16 protein-coding genes are annotated in these 17,091 nt (G+C 37.3%); 11 read left to right on the forward strand and 5 right to left on the reverse strand.

The window, feature by feature from the left end; translation table 11 throughout:
* The first annotated feature begins 986 nt into the window (after window positions 1–986).
* On the forward strand, window positions 987–1,700 hold the full coding sequence (locus tag MT390_RS18670; RefSeq protein ID WP_499442672.1) for a response regulator transcription factor: 714 nt from the start codon (window positions 987–989) through the stop codon (window positions 1,698–1,700).
* 122 nt (window positions 1,701–1,822) lie between these two features.
* Here the strand turns inward: MT390_RS18670 and MT390_RS18675 are convergent, their stop codons facing one another.
* Genes MT390_RS18675 through MT390_RS18695 form a run of 5 tightly spaced genes read right to left on the reverse strand, consistent with a single transcriptional unit; the run spans window position 1,823 to window position 6,859 of the window.
* A complete protein-coding gene (locus MT390_RS18675; RefSeq protein ID WP_499442674.1) occupies window positions 1,823–3,232 on the reverse strand; it encodes an aldehyde dehydrogenase family protein in 1,410 nt (469 codons plus the stop codon).
* Between the two features lie 20 nt (window positions 3,233–3,252).
* Complete coding sequence (locus MT390_RS18680; protein WP_499442676.1) at window positions 3,253–4,731, reverse strand: tripartite tricarboxylate transporter permease; 1,479 nt, start codon at window positions 4,729–4,731, stop codon at window positions 3,253–3,255.
* Between the two features lie 14 nt (window positions 4,732–4,745).
* Window positions 4,746–5,324 carry a hypothetical protein gene (locus MT390_RS18685; protein ID WP_028867014.1) on the reverse strand — a complete coding sequence of 193 codons (579 nt, stop codon included), beginning with the start codon at window positions 5,322–5,324 and terminating at the stop codon, window positions 4,746–4,748.
* A 56-nt stretch (window positions 5,325–5,380) separates the two neighbouring features.
* Entirely contained in the window at window positions 5,381–6,292 is a 912-nt protein-coding gene (locus tag MT390_RS18690) for a tripartite tricarboxylate transporter substrate binding protein (protein WP_499442711.1), read from the reverse strand.
* A gap of 51 nt (window positions 6,293–6,343) precedes the next feature.
* On the reverse strand, window positions 6,344–6,859 hold the full coding sequence (locus MT390_RS18695) for a universal stress protein (protein ID WP_299662682.1): 516 nt from the start codon (window positions 6,857–6,859) through the stop codon (window positions 6,344–6,346).
* 301 nt (window positions 6,860–7,160) lie between these two features.
* Here MT390_RS18695 and MT390_RS18700 point away from each other — a divergent pair, with 301 nt between their 5' ends.
* The 10 genes from MT390_RS18700 to MT390_RS18745 all read left to right on the forward strand — a co-directional run bounded on the left by MT390_RS18700 (window position 7,161) and on the right by MT390_RS18745 (window position 17,029).
* Complete coding sequence (locus MT390_RS18700) at window positions 7,161–8,465, forward strand: NAD(P)/FAD-dependent oxidoreductase (protein WP_499442678.1); 1,305 nt, start codon at window positions 7,161–7,163, stop codon at window positions 8,463–8,465.
* A gap of 51 nt (window positions 8,466–8,516) precedes the next feature.
* Window positions 8,517–8,879: a cupin domain-containing protein gene (locus MT390_RS18705; protein ID WP_499442680.1), complete on the forward strand. Its 363-nt coding sequence runs from the start codon at window positions 8,517–8,519 to the stop codon at window positions 8,877–8,879.
* Window positions 8,880–9,093: 214 nt separating this feature from the next.
* A complete protein-coding gene (locus MT390_RS18710; RefSeq protein WP_499442682.1) occupies window positions 9,094–9,552 on the forward strand; it encodes a MoaF C-terminal domain-containing protein in 459 nt (152 codons plus the stop codon).
* Complete coding sequence (locus MT390_RS18715) at window positions 9,549–10,832, forward strand: aspartate aminotransferase family protein (protein WP_499442683.1); 1,284 nt, start codon at window positions 9,549–9,551, stop codon at window positions 10,830–10,832. Before MT390_RS18710 ends, MT390_RS18715 begins: the two co-directional genes overlap by 4 nt.
* A 12-nt stretch (window positions 10,833–10,844) precedes the next feature.
* Complete coding sequence (locus MT390_RS18720) at window positions 10,845–11,846, forward strand: phosphotransferase enzyme family protein (RefSeq protein ID WP_499442684.1); 1,002 nt, start codon at window positions 10,845–10,847, stop codon at window positions 11,844–11,846.
* Between the two features lie 124 nt (window positions 11,847–11,970).
* Window positions 11,971–12,795: a molybdenum cofactor biosynthesis F family protein gene (locus tag MT390_RS18725; RefSeq protein WP_499442685.1), complete on the forward strand. Its 825-nt coding sequence runs from the start codon at window positions 11,971–11,973 to the stop codon at window positions 12,793–12,795.
* An 804-nt stretch (window positions 12,796–13,599) separates the two neighbouring features.
* Window positions 13,600–14,625, forward strand: a complete 1,026-nt coding sequence (locus MT390_RS18730) for a TRAP transporter substrate-binding protein (protein WP_499442687.1) — start codon at window positions 13,600–13,602, stop codon at window positions 14,623–14,625.
* A 2-nt stretch (window positions 14,626–14,627) separates the two neighbouring features.
* Window positions 14,628–15,164 carry a TRAP transporter small permease gene (locus MT390_RS18735; RefSeq protein WP_499442688.1) on the forward strand — a complete coding sequence of 179 codons (537 nt, stop codon included), beginning with the start codon at window positions 14,628–14,630 and terminating at the stop codon, window positions 15,162–15,164.
* Between the two features lies 1 nt (window position 15,165).
* Window positions 15,166–16,494, forward strand: a complete 1,329-nt coding sequence (locus MT390_RS18740) for a TRAP transporter large permease (protein ID WP_028867007.1) — start codon at window positions 15,166–15,168, stop codon at window positions 16,492–16,494.
* A gap of 40 nt (window positions 16,495–16,534) precedes the next feature.
* Complete coding sequence (locus tag MT390_RS18745; RefSeq protein WP_499442690.1) at window positions 16,535–17,029, forward strand: universal stress protein; 495 nt, start codon at window positions 16,535–16,537, stop codon at window positions 17,027–17,029.
* Window positions 17,030–17,091: the final 62 nt, after the last annotated feature.

The raw sequence follows: 17,091 nt of genomic DNA on the forward strand, positions 1-17,091 counted from the left end.
CGCATTGTAAATGTGGTGATACGGATGGAGTGAACAAATGGTTCACTTTGTTGTGCTAATGAATAAACCCAGTAATAACAGTGGTTAGACGTGTTTTTTATGATAAGAAGGATAATGATTAACTTGTTTTTAAAGTGAAGATAAGTAGCTATGAACGGATAAATATATCCTTTTTATCAAGCAGACAAGTCAATGAGAGTAAGTGTTGTAGAGCAGTTTTGTAGTATAGAGTAACTTAAATGATAAATATAAAAAAAGCAATAATTGATAGGTTTTACCATTTTTAATGTATTTAAAATAGAGCTGATTTTTACTTTGAAAATTGCTTTAAACAGGTTAAAAAAGGTTAAATGATTTTTAAAAATATTTAAAAAAACCATACAAATACAGGAGTGAAATATATTTTATGGATCATCAACTTCGTAATTTCTCATTCAGTAAATGAAAAAATAAAGAAAGGAAATAACTGAGTACTACAATTTTTAGAGCATTAACTTTTATAAAATTTATTAGATTATAAGCTTTAGAACGTCATTAACTGGTGTTTTTACGTCACCATTCGTGCCCGCGCTTGAGAAGCTGTTCATTGACCAGTTAATTAATGGGTTTTATCAAAAAAGATGTGTTCAAAGTGATGGAGAGCGAATAAGTATCGAAGCGAATCTTATGTAATAAAATAGAAGATCTGGCATTGCTATAATTTAAAACAAAATAGGAAAGTTATGATGGATCTTTATCAATCCTAAATGTCGGCAAAGTATCGAATATCTATGGCAGACCATGTGCCAACTTCCCTATTGTATTTTATGATGCTTTACAGTTCTTTAATATTAGGCATACGTTAATCAATAATTTGTAATAGGGCATATTCAAATAAAAAATTTAATAGTGTGAAGTTATTAACTTTTTAATGATTACAAATAAGGTAGCATCTCCTCATTAAATACTTAACATGTTAAGTAATTTTTGTATTCAGGGAGGTTTTTATGGGAAGTCTTAACGCTAATATAGTGCAATTACATGAGTTTCAAAATGAAGTTGTTACGTTATTAAGCTCTAGTTTTAATATAGCTGGCACAGTCAGTTATTTGGTGGATGAATCTTGTAAACCCTTGTGTTACGAGATCTCTAATATTGCTCCTATGATGCACCGCGAATACATTGAAAATTTTTATAAGGTGGATCCTTTACACCCGACAAATTTTCAACATAAGTCAGAGAGAGTGGTGAGAATGAGTGATTTGGTTCCGAGAGCGCAGCAGGCCGAACATACCTACTATTCTGATTTTGTAACGCAATGGAATTTAAGAGATATTATTGAGTTATTCTATTATCAGGATGGTGTCATGATTGGTGGTTCTTCACTTTTTTTCAACCAACAATCAGATGAGCTTAATAAAAATGAGTTAGTCAGGTTAGTGGGGCTACAACGATATATAGAGTTCACTTTAAATAAACAGCTACAGAATAAAACTAAGATTAGCTATGAAGATTTTTGTATGCAGTATGGTTTAACGAATAAAGAGAAAATAATTCTTCAACTGGCTATTCAAGGATTACAAAATAAAACCATTGCATCAAATCTAAAATCGAGCTTACCGACTGTAAAAACGCATTTACAACATCTATTTTCTAAATTACAAGTGAGTAGTAAGATTGAGTTAGTAAATAAAGTTTATGGTGCAAACTGTATTCTATAAGTTGATTTTCACTGACTTTGACTATTGAATTAGCTCGAGTAGAGTGGTATTCGTGGGAATCTAAGTTAATTAAATTCACTCGATAATGATCATAACTGAAACATTATCGAGTGAGTTTTATATTAAATTTTATTAATGTTGGTCACTTGCAATAAGCTATTTTCTAATAAACCTTCTAGCCCAAATTCAACACCAAAACCTGACATTTTACAGCCTCCAAATGGGACGTGCGGTAGTATTTCAGCATGACCATTGATCCAAACCGTCCCACAATCTAATTTTGATGCTAATTGCATTGCTGAGTCTAAATCCCCCCAAATTGAACCACCTAAACCAACCTCTAAAGAGTTAGCTTGTTGAATTGCATCATCAACGTCAGTGTATTTAATAATAGGAACAACTGGCCCAAACTGCTCTTCATCAACAATACGCATCCCATGGTTTGCATTACCTACAATAGTAGGGGGGTAAAAGTAACCGGGAGTATCTAATCTGTTGCCACCGGCATAAATAGTCGCGCCGTGCGATTTAGCATCTTCAACCAGTGAAATAACTTTTTCTAACTGATTTTTATTCTGGACTGGACCAAATGTGGTATCCGCTGATAAACCTGAACCAACAATATTCTTATCCGCTATTTCAGCGAGTAATTCACATAATTGATCATGTTGCGATTGGTGTACATAAATTCGTTTAATAGCGGCACATGTTTGCCCCATATTAATGAATGCTGTATTAAAAATAGCTTCAGCCAGTTTGCTTAAGTTGGCATCGGGTAGAATCACCGCTGCATCATTACCGCCAAGTTCTAGGGTTAAACGCTTAAGGTTATTTGCTGCTGATTTCATGATACGTTGGCCGCTTAAGGTTGAGCCAGTAAACACTATTTTATTGATTTTTTTGTGTTCACTCATTGCTTGGCCAATCTTTCCATCGCCACACACCACACTAAAAACACCTGCAGGCAATACATCTTGAAGTAGTTCTCCCAAGCGTAAGGTATTAATAGGGGTCAACTCAGAGGGTTTGCTAATAACCGTATTACCCATTCTAAGTGCTGGTATTATGTGCCATATTGCAATCATTAATGGCCAGTTCCATGGCGTGATTGAGCCGACAACGCCGATTGGTTTACGTCTACCTTCAATGCGCTTGTCATCTGTTTCTTGATAAACTTCAACCGGAATGTCGATATTGGTAGCATACCTAGTCCAAGCGACTGCGCCACCTACTTCCATATGTGCAAGTTGTAATGGTTTACCTTGTTCGTTGACTATTATATTGGCGAGTTGTTCTGCATTTTCTTCGATTGTATCTGCAATTTTATTAATATAAACATCTCGTTCTGCTTGGCTTAATGCACTCCAAGTTTTAAATGCATTCACTGCACCTTCAACGGCTAAATCAAGTTGCTCTATAGATGCTTGTGGCGCTTCATATATCACTGTTTCATCTGCAGGGTTAAGCACGGAAATAGGGGATAAATCGCCTTCTGCATTGGCACCGTTTATTGTCATCCATAATTTGTTCATTTATTTCTCCTAGTTAATATTTATTTTTTTGAGTCTTTAACTAACGTCACTACAAATAATGTGATCGATACAATGATCATGATCAGTAGCGTCAAACTAATTGGTCGTTCTACAAAAATGGCGAAATCACCGTTAGAAACGCCAAGTGCTTGCTTCACTCGAGTTAGAAATACAGGGCCTAGCACTAAGCCAAGAATGATTGGAACCGCGGGAATTTGCTCTCTTTTTAAAATGTACCCAAAAATTGCAAAGCCTAATGCAATGAGCGCATCTGAAAATTGATAATTTTGGCTATAACTACCGATAAAACCAAGAATCAAAATAATAGCGCCTATGAAACGACCTCTAATTCTTGTTAAATTAACAATTAATTTGCTGGAAAAAGTCAGGTATAAAAATGCCACAATATTGATTAAAAAAATCGATATATATAATCCCGAAATAAATTCTGGGTGCTCAGCAAATAGGGTAGGACCGGGTATATAATTATGAACCATAAATACTGACAGTAACATCGCCATCAAAGCATCAGCAGGGATACCAAATGCAAGTAGGGGGATCATAACTGATGCCGTTACCGCATTATTTGATGTTTCAGAGGCAATTAATCCCTCTTCAGCTCCGTTACCAAATTTCTCTGGTGTCTTAGAAAACTTTTGTGCAAGGGTATAAGAAAAGAATTGAGAGCCAAATTCACCAACACCGGGTAATAACCCCATGAGAACGCCCAATGCTGCTGAACGAAAAGCGGTCCACTTATATTTCCATACCACTAACATGCCAGAGAATCTGCCTTCTCCTTCATATTTTGTAATTTGTGAGTCATTGCCTTTTTGAGATAGCAGCACAAATGCTTGTGACATAGCAAACAAACCAATGACTGTTGGGACCAGAGGTACTCCTCCGTATAACCATTCTTGTTCAAATGTATAGGTCATGGTGTTATAAGACCTGTCAATGCCAATCGAGCCAAAGAATATACCTAACCCAAGCATCATTGCGGCTGAAAATGCTTGTTTATAATGTGCCATAACAACAAAAATCATGCCTAAAGCGGCTAACATAGCAAATTCTGTCGAGCCAAATAATGTGGCTACCTGTGATAGTATTGGTGCTAAAAATATCAGTGATAGCACACTAATAATACCGCCTACAAAAGACGAAGAATAAGCAATCGAGAGTGCTTTTTTACCCTGCCCTTTTTTGGTCATCGGGTAACCGTCATAGGTGGTTAGCACGGCAACTGGCGTCCCTGGGGTATTCATCAAAATGGCTGGGATCGCACCGCCATACCATGCGCCACCATAGACGCCAAGTAATAGCGTGACGCCCGGTAACGGGTCCATTGCAAATGTCATCGGTAATAAAATAGCAATAACGCCGGCAGGTTCAAGACCAGGAATAGAGCCTATTGACACCCCTAAAATTGCCCCAAAAATAATAGCAAGCATAACGTTTATCGTTATTATTTCTTGCATGCCTAATAAGAAAACATCCATAATTTTATCTCTATTTACAAGTACATATTCGCGAATTCAGATAAAGAATCGGGAAACAAGTTATACAGCCAAACATCAGGTAACCAAACACTAACGATGACTCTAAATATTACGATCAAGATGGAGACTGAGATAAGCGACATAACCACCCAAAAGCGATTAAATAGATTACTAATCCAAAGCATTGAAATGATCAGTACAAAACTTGAGATAGCAAAACCGACCACTGACAAACTTGCGATAAATAAGTAAAAAAACATGCTAATTATAATCGCGGTTCTATATTTACTGACTGCGTTAAAACTTAACTCAATGGGGTTTACATTTTTCAAACAGTGAAAATTTTTCTTAGTGTTGACTAATAAATAGGTACCACTAAAAATTGAAATAATAGATAGCCCAAATAAAGGGGCAACAAAAGGCTGAGAATACCAGCCATGTGTAGTTGTTACTGCCGCTGCTTCAAAGGGTTGTAGAAGTATCAGCACGAGGGAGCCAATAAAAGATAATAAATAAAAGTAATAGTTCATCGGTAATTCATTGTCCGTTGAGTCACTTGTATTTTTTTCATCTATCTCGATTTCAATCGCCATTCTTTTCTCCCTTATTGTGAAAATATGAGTAGATAATTTATCTACTCATATTTAAATTACTTCATATATTCCAATAACTCTTTCGCACCTAAAAAATCATTGTTAATAATAGTTTGTGCTTCTTTTCCGCCAATCCAAAAAACATTCGCTCCAGTGCTTTCACTGATATCTTTTACCTGTGGTGACTTTAATGCCGCCTGTGCTATATCAGCAATTTTTTGTTTGATATTTTCAGGTGTGCCTTTTTTAACAAATAGACCATTCCAGGTTGTTTGACTTACACCTGTTTGCTCATTAAGCGTTGCTACATCAGGGCTAATACTCATGCGATCTTGAGTGATGGAAGCGATAATTTTGACATCGCCTGATTGTAAGCAGGATAGGATAGTTTGTGTGGTTGTATTAACAACGTCTGCATCACCATTTGCTAAGGTGTTACAGTTAATGGAATCAAAGGGAGCATTTGAAGAGAATTTAAGGCCAACTTTATCTGCAGCTTTAAATGTGATCGCTGTTGGTAGAGCTTGATAACCAAAATGTGCTAGCGAGACATTGTTTTCCTGAGAATACTTAGCTAGCTCAGCCATATTGTTATAGGGTGCGTCATTTTTAGCTGCAATTACAAAAGGATAATCTAAAAAAATACCGACAGGCTCAAAGGTATTTTGATCAAAAGGTGCATTACCAGATATGATCTGAGTCGTCAGAATGTCTGCTACAAAAGACCCTATGGTGAGGCCGTTAGCTTTACCTCTACCGACCTGAGCCGCTCCAATAACGCCACCACCGCCAGGTTTATTAATGACAGTCGCAGGTTTACCTGTTTGGCTAGACATCTCTTCAGCAATTAAACGCGTAAGGATATCTTCGATATCACCGGGCGGCCAAGGAACAATAAATTTTACAGGTCTATTAGGATACTCCGCGGCCATGACAGGAACAGCAGAACATACGACAGGTAGTAACATTGCTAAACAAACTTTTAATTTTTTCATATTAAATCCTTTGATGATTATTGATTAAAGTGTTGCTAAATTTTTACGGGCTTCCAATCCATTTGGAAGGGGGACCATTAAAACTGGGATTGTTGCTGTTTGCAGAACTTTATTGACTGTAGAGCCTAAGAACATTCTAGAAAAAGGGCTGGATTTACGGTTTCCCATAATAATTAAGCCGGCATTGGTTTTCTCTGCTACGTCTATGATGACTTTTTCCGGAGGACCAAATTCTATATTAATTGAAAATTTAGGGGGAGTGCCTAAGTCACTAAATTTAACCAGTGCAAATCGCTGTATCCTTTCTCTTATTTTTGATGCGGTTTCTTGCTTTCGTTGAGAAGAATGGATTTTTTCTATTCCCTTTGGCAGATATGAATAGGAAGCCTCGGATGTGATGGTTTTAATACTTTCAATCGCATGAACGTAAACAATTTCTGCTTGGTTCTTTATTGCTTGATTAATGGCAACATCAAATGCTCGCCAGCTTCCTTGACTAGCGTCTGAAGCATAAATGATGACTTTAATATCGTTTCTCATGGCATTTCCTTTTCATAACTGGTGAGCTATTAAAAAAGATAATCCCTCTCATTGAAATCAACCTTAAGGATGAGAAAGCGTATTTTAGCGGTGTAATCTGACCTATGTCGCATTTGTGTTTTTAGTTATGCCACAATCAATATTTTTCTTTTTAAATTAAAGTTGTTATTAATCAGTGGATTAGGTTATTTTGTTCTGAATTTTACTCTGAATGAATACTGCTTTATCAACCTTACGGCTGATTGTTAGCTGTTGATGGCTATGTTTTTATATCGTCATAAAAAACGCTAAGGAAGAGAAGATGAAAAGACATTTAGACTCTGAAACATATTACTCAGCAACAAAGAAATATGACTTAAGTTTCCCCAGACTGACAGACGATATTGAAGCTGATGTGGTCATCATTGGAGGTGGGTTTACAGGAGTTAACACCGCACTTGAATTGGCTGAAAAAGGTTTTACTAATACGGTTATTTTGGAAGGACGCTACCTTGGTTATGGTGGCACGGGACGAAATGGTGGGCAAATTATGGCGGGTCTTGGCCATGATTTAGATACCGTTAAAAAGCACGTTGGACCTGAAGGTCTTCAAGAGCTATTTAAAATAGGTAATTTAGGTGCTGCTATTATTAAAGAGCGTGCAGAAAAATATGATATCAAGGCAGACTTTCGTCATGGTTACGCTTATTTAGGCAGTAATCCTCGTCAAGAAAAAACACTCAGAGCATGGGAAAAGGAATTCAAATCAGTGTCTTCTGATACTGAAATTGAATTGCTAACCGGATCCGATGTGAAAAGTGTTGTAGGTTCAGATGCTTATAGTTGTGCTTTAAAACATATGGGAGCAGGGCATGTCCATTCTTTAAACTTATTGTTGGGCGAAGCCAAAGCCGTAACAGAACTTTACGGTGTAAAAATTTACGAAAATTCAATGGTTATTTCCGTTGAATATGGCGATACCATTACTGTTCGGACTCCGACCGGTAGTGTTAAAGCTAAAAAATTATTATGGGCTTGTAATGGTTTCCTAGAGGGTATGGAGCCAGAATTACACAAAAAAACTATCAATACTCATGCATTTCAAATGGCAACCGAACCTTTATCCGATGAACTTATTGAACAGATAAGCCCTATTAGGGGAGCTTACAGTGATATTCGACCTGTTATCGATTACTACAGAGTAACAAATGAAAACCGTTTGTTATTTGGCGCGGCGACTCGCGCTATAGAGAACATCCCAAATGATCTTAAAGCTTGGAATCGAGATCAAATGTTAAAAATATTTCCATACTTAGATAAAGTCAAAGTTGATTATGCATGGGGGGGGCCATTATGTGTTAGTGCAAGTCTCTTTCCACAAATGGGCACTTTAAAGAATCATGATAATGTTTTTTATGTACAAGGATATTCTGGCTTTGGAGTAACACCTAGCCATATTATTTGTAAAGTATTAGCAGAGGGAATGACTGAAAGAACAGAAAGATATGACCTGATCAGTGGCATCCCACATGTCACAATACATGGTAAAGATTATATCGCACCTGCACTTTTAACCGGAGGGAAGATGTGGCATCAAATTTCAGGTTATTGGAATGGGCGTCGTTAAATTAAACAACAATTAACTCAAAACAATTAACTAAAAACAAAGGATTAAAAAATGAAAGCAATATTACTTAACTCAGCATTACCTGAAATGATGGAAATCGGTAGCGTAACAAACCTTGGTTCAACTATTATCGAAGGTGACCCTCAAGCAAGTATTGCAATGGTTGATGGCGGCCCTGAAGACGCTGTTGCTTGTGGTATTTTTAAATGTACAAAAGGCGTATTTTCAATGCAATATCCTTTTACTGAGCACGCAACTATTTTGCAAGGAAAGTTGCTATTAAAGAATCTAGACACGGGTGAAGAAGAAACTTTTGGACCTGGTGATTCTTGGTTTGTAGCGCAAGGCACCAAAGTTGAATGGCATGTACTTTCTGAGTATTTTGTTAAGCATTATTTATCAGTAGCTAAATAAAAAATATTTACGCGAACTAAGCTATTTAGGCTTAGTTCGCGGTGCATCCCAGAAAAAACAACATTCAGAAAACTATATTTTTTGCTTATGTATTTGGGGTAAACGCATCAGACAAAATAAGTCTCCTCTCAAAGTAAATCATTAATTACCAAAAATTTGAAAGCTAAATCACCCCGTGTACTTAAAGTTTACCAGCAAAATTTCGGATCACTTTATGGAATGTAGTAAGCCAAACAAAACGTGGAAAGAAAATCATCACCTAAGTGACACGGGCCATCTTTTAACTTCGGACTTAACTGGCAAAGCTGTTCGCTTGCATTATAAATCTGGGCATGTGCTAGAGCAACATTGGTTAACAGGCCACTGTATATTGTGGAAGGGAATATCAGGCGGGCTTGATGGTCACTCTCAGACTGAAGAATATAACGCCGTTAAAATTGCTGATAATATTTATTTGATTAGTTGGATTGAGGCATCGACCACAACGGTAGTTAATGGACTTGATATTTCTGGCCCTTGGTTAACGGATGTGGTTTTAGATTTTGAAAAAATGATTGCAACAGCTAGTTGGATGGGGCCAACAAAGAACGGTCAGGTTGAGCATGTATTAGATCAAGCTACGATGCATTACATCGAGTGTGAATCCATGGTTATTAATAGTGAGAATAAATGATGAGTGTTAATAAACTATTAGCAAGGCGCTATAAGGTAATGGGTGAATATGCACCCTTATTTTATGATCAACCTATCCATATTGTTAAAGGGCAAGGTGTGTGGCTTTATGATATTGATGGCACAAAATACCTTGATATGTATAACAATGTCCCAACCGTAGGGCATTGCAATCCGTATGTCGTTAAACGTATTACTGAGCAAGTACAAACGTTAAATGTGCATACGCGTTATTTGCATGAAACTATCGTTGAATACTCAGAACGCTTATTGGCCACCTTTGATCAAAGCTTAGATATGTTAGTAATGACTTGTACCGGCAGTGAGTCTAATGATATCGCGATCAGAATGGCTCGAGAGCATACTGGAAAAATGGGTATTATATGCACCGATGATGCTTATCATGGTAACACCACTGTTGTTGATGAAATAGCCACGCAATTTCATCAAGGGCAAGTAAAAGGTTGTAATGTTAAATCTATCCCTACTCCTGACAGTTATCGTCCATTAGATGGTTTAACGGGAACAGCTTTAGGTAGTGCCTATGCGGATAAGGTTAAGCAAGCAATCGATGAGTTCAACGCAGAAGGAATTGGTTTTGCTGCGATGTTAATTTGTCCGATTCTTGCTAACGAAGCAATACCGGTTATTCCTGAAAAATTTATAGAATTAGCAGCGCAGCATGTTCGTGATGCTGGTGGTTTGGTGATTTTTGATGAAGTGCAATCGGGTTTTGGGCGCACTGGTAGTATGTGGGGATATCAACAAACAGGTGTCGTGCCCGATATCGTTACCTTAGGTAAACCAATGGGAAATGGACACCCAGTCGCTGGGGTTGTTACTAGCACCAAACTTATGGATGAGTTTCGTTCACGTTCAGAATATTTTAATACCTTTGGGGGAAATCCAGTTTCTTCAGCCGCTGCACTTGCTGTATTAGACGTGATTCAAAAAGATAATTTAATCGAAAATGCTAGAAAGATTGGTGCTTATCTCAAAGATGGATTAGAGCAATTAAAAGAGAAATATCAGCTCATTGGAGATGTTAGGCAGCGTGGCTTATTTATAGTTGTTGAACTGGTATTAGACTTAGAAAGTAAAGAACCCGCACCAGAGGCTGCGCACGCCATTGTTGAGTCGATGAAAAGTCAGGGCATATTACTAAGTAAAACGGGTATTGCTAGAAACGCATTAAAAATGAGACCACCAATTGTATTTAACCAAGAGAACGCTGATCAAGTACTGAGCGCATTGAATCAAGCATTCAATGAATTAAATTAGTAAGGTGGGACTATGGACAAAGTGAGCAATAGTTATGAAGCAGCAATAGCAGTTTTATCAGATTGGGGTCTTGAAGGCAGTGAAATATCTCTTATTAAAGAAAGAGAAAATGCAGTTTTTGAAATTATAACCTCATGCCGGACACGTTATGCATTACGTATTCATCGTGCTAATTATCATTCAGATAAAGCACTGTTATCTGAATTAATTTGGATGGCGGCAGTTCAAGAAACGGAAATTAACGTTCCACAGGTTATTCCAACATTGGATAAACGGCTTTTTTCTCATGTTGAGATTGCTAATGATATACGACAAGTAGACTTATTTGAGTGGGTAGAGGGTGAACAACTAGGAAGTGTTGAAGAGGGTCTTGGCGAAAACCTTGCTCACATTAATGATGTTTTTACAAAAATAGGTGAGACCGCGGGGTTGTTGCACAATCAATCAAGCCAATGGCAACAACCCAGTGATTTTGAACGCCTAGCTTGGGATACTAACGGATTAATAGGAGAACAACCTAACTGGGGCTGTTTTTGGAAACTTGAATCATTAACAGAACAACAAAAATCACTATTAGCTAAGGTAACTGTAAAAGCTAAGCGTGCGTTGATAGAATTCGGTCGTGAGCCTCAGCGGTTTAGTATGATTCATGCTGATTTTTCTCCTGAAAATATTTTATACGATGGTAATAAAATTCAATTAATTGATTTTGATGATGCAGGTATGGGGTGGCACCTGTTTGAAATAGCAACCGCACTTTATTCTTTCCAGTCAGATCCAAATTATGATACGGCTAAAAGTGCTCTGATACGGGGCTATCGTAATGTTCGATCGTTATCTGAACATGATATTAAACAACTGCCACTTTTTATGGCTCTGAGAGGGATAGCTTATCTAAACTGGCTTCAGACTCGCCAAACAGAGCAAGCGGCTCAAGCATTAGCGGCTGAACTCGTTGCTAGTTGTATGTTGGCTGTTAAGCAATATTTATCTCCTCTTGAGGAAGTTGCTTAAAAAGTAACAACACAGGTTTTGTACGTATAAATTAAATTTGACTAAATAAAAGCATCGGCACCATGTTGTCATTGATTTATAGATGACTACATGGACCTATGAATCATCAATGAAAGGGTATTTTATGGAAAATAAAACAGAATGGGTTCAAGTTGGCGATTTGGCCGCAGGTTTTGCACCAGATTCTAATATTTTAGAGTATGTTAATGACTTAGAAGGTAAAACTTTAGATTGTTTCATGGAAAATGGATGGTTGATACGACACACTTTTCATAGTGAAAACCGTTTAACCTGGGAAATTCTGGAGGGGAAAGGTGTGGGTGAAAAAGTCATTGAATCGTACACTGCTACCTGTATTCGAGAAGGGATTTATTTTATTGATTTTATTAAGTCTCAGGAGAAAGCAACTACTGTTAGCTTAATTATTAATTTAAACACAAATAATGGTACTGCTGTTATTAATAGAATGCCGTCAAAAGAGGAAACAATGCGCCCAGCATACCAAAGCGTTCTGGATGGTGATTTACTGACGGCAGTTGATTCAGCTTTTGTACAATTTACCATTGGTACGGCATACACTGAAGGTAGAGGCCATCACATTACCGATCAACTTATTGGCAAAAGAGTACAATATACCTATAGTCCACACGAGTCTTATGAGCATGTATATTTGAATCAAAATTATTATACATGGCAATGCCTTAACGGTGTTGAAAAGGGCTTGGCAGATACTGACCTTTGTCATTATTACAAAATTGATGAAGCGCTATACTTATTTGTTTGGCGTGAAAAAATCATACCGACAGCTGGTGTAATTATGATTGATCTTAAACGTTTAAAAACAACGGGGAAAATCGTAGGTTATGATGGTACTGATTTTAAAAAACTCAATAACTTTCCCGTTGGTGCCTATGCTAAGTTACTCAATGAAACTAACCATCTCATTTAATTGAGCTTATCTATTGACTTAAAGCGATAGCGTTTTAAGTCAATTATGCAAGTATGGGTATAAGATAGCCCATACTTTTTGTCACCATGGCAGTTTTGTTTCACTTATTAATATTATCCCCATTAACCACTTCAATTCAATTCAAGTTGTAACAATTACTTGTAACAACTACTCGTTACACACCCTCAGTATTTGCCCCGTATACTTCTAAGATCAACCTATCTTTTTTCATCACTTTTCAATGAGACACTTTATTCAATGCTTAACTTTCGAAAGCTCAACTTTGGGTTGTTATTTAAACACTAGATGCTATTCATTTAAATACTATATGCTGAGCCGCAAACAAGTAACTTAACGTGTTAACTACAATTTTAAAGTTTTTATACGGAATATCAGCTGTTTATACTCTTTTTGTTTTTTTCGTTTATATAAAACAACTATTACTAAGTAATGAGACACGTGTCTTATAAGTACGTTAAATTCATTTTTACCTAAAAAATATAGTGTGTTACGCGATTATAGAAAGAGAGGGAGAGGTCACATAACAATAAATATGTCGTTAAAAGAGCTTAATATCAGAAGCTAATTCCTTTAACATGATTTCAAGTAAATGGTTAACGCGTTAAGTAAGTGGGTTTGTAAAGGTTGAATAATGAATGATCCTTAACAATCCAATCTACCGCTTAAGTGCTTGTAAGTTGCTGTATTAGCAAAGACATAATCATATACATGGACATATTAGTAATGAAAGGGGTTGTTTTAAACCCATTTTAAACGAATTAAATACCTCAAAGGAGAGCAATAATGATGAAAACGAATTTTTTGAAATTTATGATTGCATTATGTTTTAGCTTAGTAATATCAAAAGCAGCAAGTGCAGCTCAAGTTTTACATGTAGCAACTTGGTTACCACCTAGCCACACCATGAATGTCGATTTTTGGCCAACTTGGGGGAAATGGGTAGAAGAAGCGACAGAGGGTCGAGTTACTGTAAAAGTTGAATACGGAATGGGTCACCCAAAAAGTATTTATGACTTAGTTGAAGATGGTGTAGCTGAAGCAGGTTTTAGTTACCACGGATATGTACCGGGCCGCTTCAAACTACCACAGGCTGTTGAATTACCAGGTTTAGGTGTTAAAGCAGAAGCTGCCTCGGTTGCTCTTTGGAGAGTACAACAAAAGTACTTTGCCAAAGCGCATGAATTCGAAGGTTTAACATTAATTGGTATGTTTACTCACGGTCCAGGTTATGTGCATACCATCGATCCTATTACTAGCCTTGCACAATTAAAAGGTAAGAAAATTCGTATTGGCGGTGGTATTCAAAGTGAATTAGGTGAGCGTTTAGGTATTACACCAATCGCAGCACCAGCTTCAAAAGTGTATGAAATGCTACAACAGGGCGTTATTGACGGTGTATTTTTACCTATTAACGAGCAAAAAGCGTTACGTTTAGCTGAAGTTGCACCGAATGTATTAAAAGTACCAGGCGGTATGTACTTAGGAAGTTTTTCTATTTTTATGAATGAAGATTTTCTAGCTAATTTAAGTCAAAAAGATCGTGATGCGATAATGAGTGTGTCGGGTGAAAAACTATCTGCATTAGCAGGGCGTTTATACGATGAAGATGATATTAAAGGTGAGCAATACGCTAAAGAAATGGGCGGTAATATCGTTGAAGCTGAAAAAGGCGGAAAACTTAGCCAAGAATTTCAAAAAATTAGCGAAGGTTTAGAAGCTGAATGGGTAGAAAGTGTTAAAGATACTGGCGTTCAAGGTCAACAAGCTTTGGATGAATTAAAAGAAATTGCACAAAATTACGGTAACTAATTATGACGCTAAATAATTGGATTTCAGCACACTATGAAGAACAAGGTATGGCCATTAAATGGGTTGCCTTCTCATTAGAGCTTATTGCAGGTATTACATTGTTATTACTGATGTTTATTACTTGTACTGATGTGGTCGGGCGGTATCTATTCAACAACTCTTTAGATGCTGCAAGTGAGTTAACAGAAATTGGTATTGCCATCATAGTATTTGCTGAGATGCCAATTATTACTTGGCGTGGTGGTCATGTTGTTGTTGATATGTTGGATAATTTCTTAGGCGGAACCATTGTTAAAGTGTTGGGTGTTCTTTCAATATTGGTTATTTCAAGCTCTTTATACTATTTAGCGGCCAAAATATTTTTTCTAGGTGCTCGCTCAATTAGGCGCTCAGAGGCCAGTGAATTTCTCGCTATTCCAATGGGATACGTGGTGCAGTACATCGCAATAATGAGCTGGGTAACTGCTGCGACAGTGATTAGTTACGGTACTTATCACCTATTAAAGAAAACAAAATCTACCAAAAACAAAGAGGCTTAATATGACGATTGCATTAATTGGTTTTGCGATACTGTTATTGATTATTATTGTCGTACGTATTCCTATTGCGTTCGCGATGGGCATAGTAGGCTTTGCAGGGTTTGCTTACCTGCAGGGCTTAAGCTTCGATAACATGATGACGTTTAATTGGAATAGTAGCTTATCAATGGCTGCAAAACGAGTAGCTGACACTGCTCAAGAATATAGTTTATCGGTGATCCCATTGTTTATTTTGATGGGTAATTTGGTGACTAAATCAGGCTTGTCTAAAGAGCTTTATCGCGCTTCTTATTCATTTCTTGGCCATAAAAAAGGTGGCTTATCAATGGCTACGGTGGTTGCCTGTGGTGGTTTCTCTGCAATTTGTGGTTCAAGCTTAGCAACTTCTGCAACCATGGCGAAAGTCGCCATGCCTGAGATGCGTAAATATGGCTATGCAGACTCTCTAGCAACTGCATCGATTGCAGCAGGTGGTACATTAGGTATTTTGATACCACCGAGTGTGATATTGGTGTTATATGGCATCATGACTGAAACCAGTATTCGTGAGCTATTCGCAGCTGGATTCATTCCTGGTTTTATGGGCATTCTTTTATATTTGGGTGCGGTAAAGTGGACTGTTTGGCGTAATCCTGAAACAGGCCCTTGTGGTGAAAAAATGTCGTGGCAAGAGAAAAAGGCGGCGTTAAAAGGGGTTTGGGGAGTATTGATTCTATTTGGTATCGTGATGGGAGGTATTTACTTCGGTATATTTACACCAACGGAAGCAGCTGGTGTGGGCGCTGGAGGTGCATTTTTAATCGCGATAAGTAGACGTTCGCTTTCTCTTAGTGGTTTATTTGAAACATTAACAGATACTGCGCGTACTTCTGCAATGTTGTTTGCTGTGCTTATTGGTGCGCTTATTTATTCAGACTTTATTAACCGTGCAGGCATGCCCGACGACATATTTAATATGGTCAGCCAACTGCAAATATCACCAATGTTAGTTATTTTTGTCATACTGGCTATTTATATCGTATTAGGAATGGTATTTGAGAGCCTTTCTATGATGTTATTGACCGTACCTATTTTTTATCCATTAGTTCAAAGCTTAGGGTTTGACCTTGTGTGGTTTGGTATAGTAGTGGTGGTGGTGACTGAAATTAGTTTGATAACACCGCCAGTGGGGATGAATGTATTTGTATTAAGTGCGGTGCTCAAGGATGTTAAAGCTAGCACTATATTCAAAGGGGTAACACCGTTTTGGTGTGCTGATATTGTGAGGTTATTATTGGTTACTTTGATAGCACCGATCGCAATGGCATTACCGATATGGCTATATAGATAAGCCTCACATTCGTGATCGTTCATATAACAAAGGATAAGTTATGTTATCAAAAGTGAATAAAATACTATATGCGTCTGATATCGAAAAAGGATCTCGCCCTGCACTACGAGCTGCGGTTAATCTATGTGGTCGATATCAATCAGAAATTACTTACTTACACGTCATAGAGCCGATAAGTAGTGCGATTAAATCTAGGATTAATGACCTCATTGAAGAAGCTGATTTAGATGAACTCTATAATCAAAGTTTGGTAAATTTGAAGCACAAGCTTGAAAAAAGAGTAGATGACTTTTTGAAATCAGAAATGCAAGAATCCGACGTATTAAAAATGACTAAAATAAAATCCCGTATTGAAGAAGGAGTCGCCTGGAAGACCATTGTTAATGTTGCTAATGAAATGGATGCGGACCTTATTGTTATGGGCACTCGTACCTCTTCATCTACGGGGCAATTCTTCACTGGCTCAACGGCTAATAAAGTGATGTTAAATTCTAAACGTCCATTATTAATCATTCCATTAACAGATAAAGAGTAACCTAACTTTAGTTTATGATTTTTCTATTCAAAGCCTGTCAATAAGACGATCACTTTACGTGG

The organism is Vibrio sp. 2-Bac 85 (assembly GCF_037546705.1).
Taxonomy (GTDB): domain Bacteria; phylum Pseudomonadota; class Gammaproteobacteria; order Enterobacterales; family Psychromonadaceae; genus Psychromonas.

Bases quoted from the DNA above. Each gene is read 5' to 3' on its own strand.
- MT390_RS18715 (WP_499442683.1), top strand. From the start codon at position 9,549: ATGATGAGTGTTAATAAACTATTAGCAAGGCGCTATAAGGTAATGGGT.
- MT390_RS18680 (WP_499442676.1), bottom strand. From the start codon at position 4,731: ATGGATGTTTTCTTATTAGGCATGCAAGAAATAATAACGATAAACGTT.
- MT390_RS18740 (WP_028867007.1), top strand. From the start codon at position 15,166: ATGACGATTGCATTAATTGGTTTTGCGATACTGTTATTGATTATTATT.
- MT390_RS18705 (WP_499442680.1), top strand. From the start codon at position 8,517: ATGAAAGCAATATTACTTAACTCAGCATTACCTGAAATGATGGAAATC.
- MT390_RS18730 (WP_499442687.1), top strand. From the start codon at position 13,600: ATGATGAAAACGAATTTTTTGAAATTTATGATTGCATTATGTTTTAGC.
- MT390_RS18675 (WP_499442674.1), bottom strand. From the start codon at position 3,232: ATGAACAAATTATGGATGACAATAAACGGTGCCAATGCAGAAGGCGAT.
- MT390_RS18685 (WP_028867014.1), bottom strand. From the start codon at position 5,324: ATGGCGATTGAAATCGAGATAGATGAAAAAAATACAAGTGACTCAACG.
- MT390_RS18720 (WP_499442684.1), top strand. From the start codon at position 10,845: ATGGACAAAGTGAGCAATAGTTATGAAGCAGCAATAGCAGTTTTATCA.
- MT390_RS18710 (WP_499442682.1), top strand. From the start codon at position 9,094: ATGGAATGTAGTAAGCCAAACAAAACGTGGAAAGAAAATCATCACCTA.
- MT390_RS18745 (WP_499442690.1), top strand. From the start codon at position 16,535: ATGTTATCAAAAGTGAATAAAATACTATATGCGTCTGATATCGAAAAA.
- MT390_RS18690 (WP_499442711.1), bottom strand. From the start codon at position 6,292: ATGTTACTACCTGTCGTATGTTCTGCTGTTCCTGTCATGGCCGCGGAG.
- MT390_RS18725 (WP_499442685.1), top strand. From the start codon at position 11,971: ATGGAAAATAAAACAGAATGGGTTCAAGTTGGCGATTTGGCCGCAGGT.
- MT390_RS18695 (WP_299662682.1), bottom strand. From the start codon at position 6,859: ATGAGAAACGATATTAAAGTCATCATTTATGCTTCAGACGCTAGTCAA.
- MT390_RS18670 (WP_499442672.1), top strand. From the start codon at position 987: ATGGGAAGTCTTAACGCTAATATAGTGCAATTACATGAGTTTCAAAAT.
- MT390_RS18735 (WP_499442688.1), top strand. From the start codon at position 14,628: ATGACGCTAAATAATTGGATTTCAGCACACTATGAAGAACAAGGTATG.
- MT390_RS18700 (WP_499442678.1), top strand. From the start codon at position 7,161: ATGAAAAGACATTTAGACTCTGAAACATATTACTCAGCAACAAAGAAA.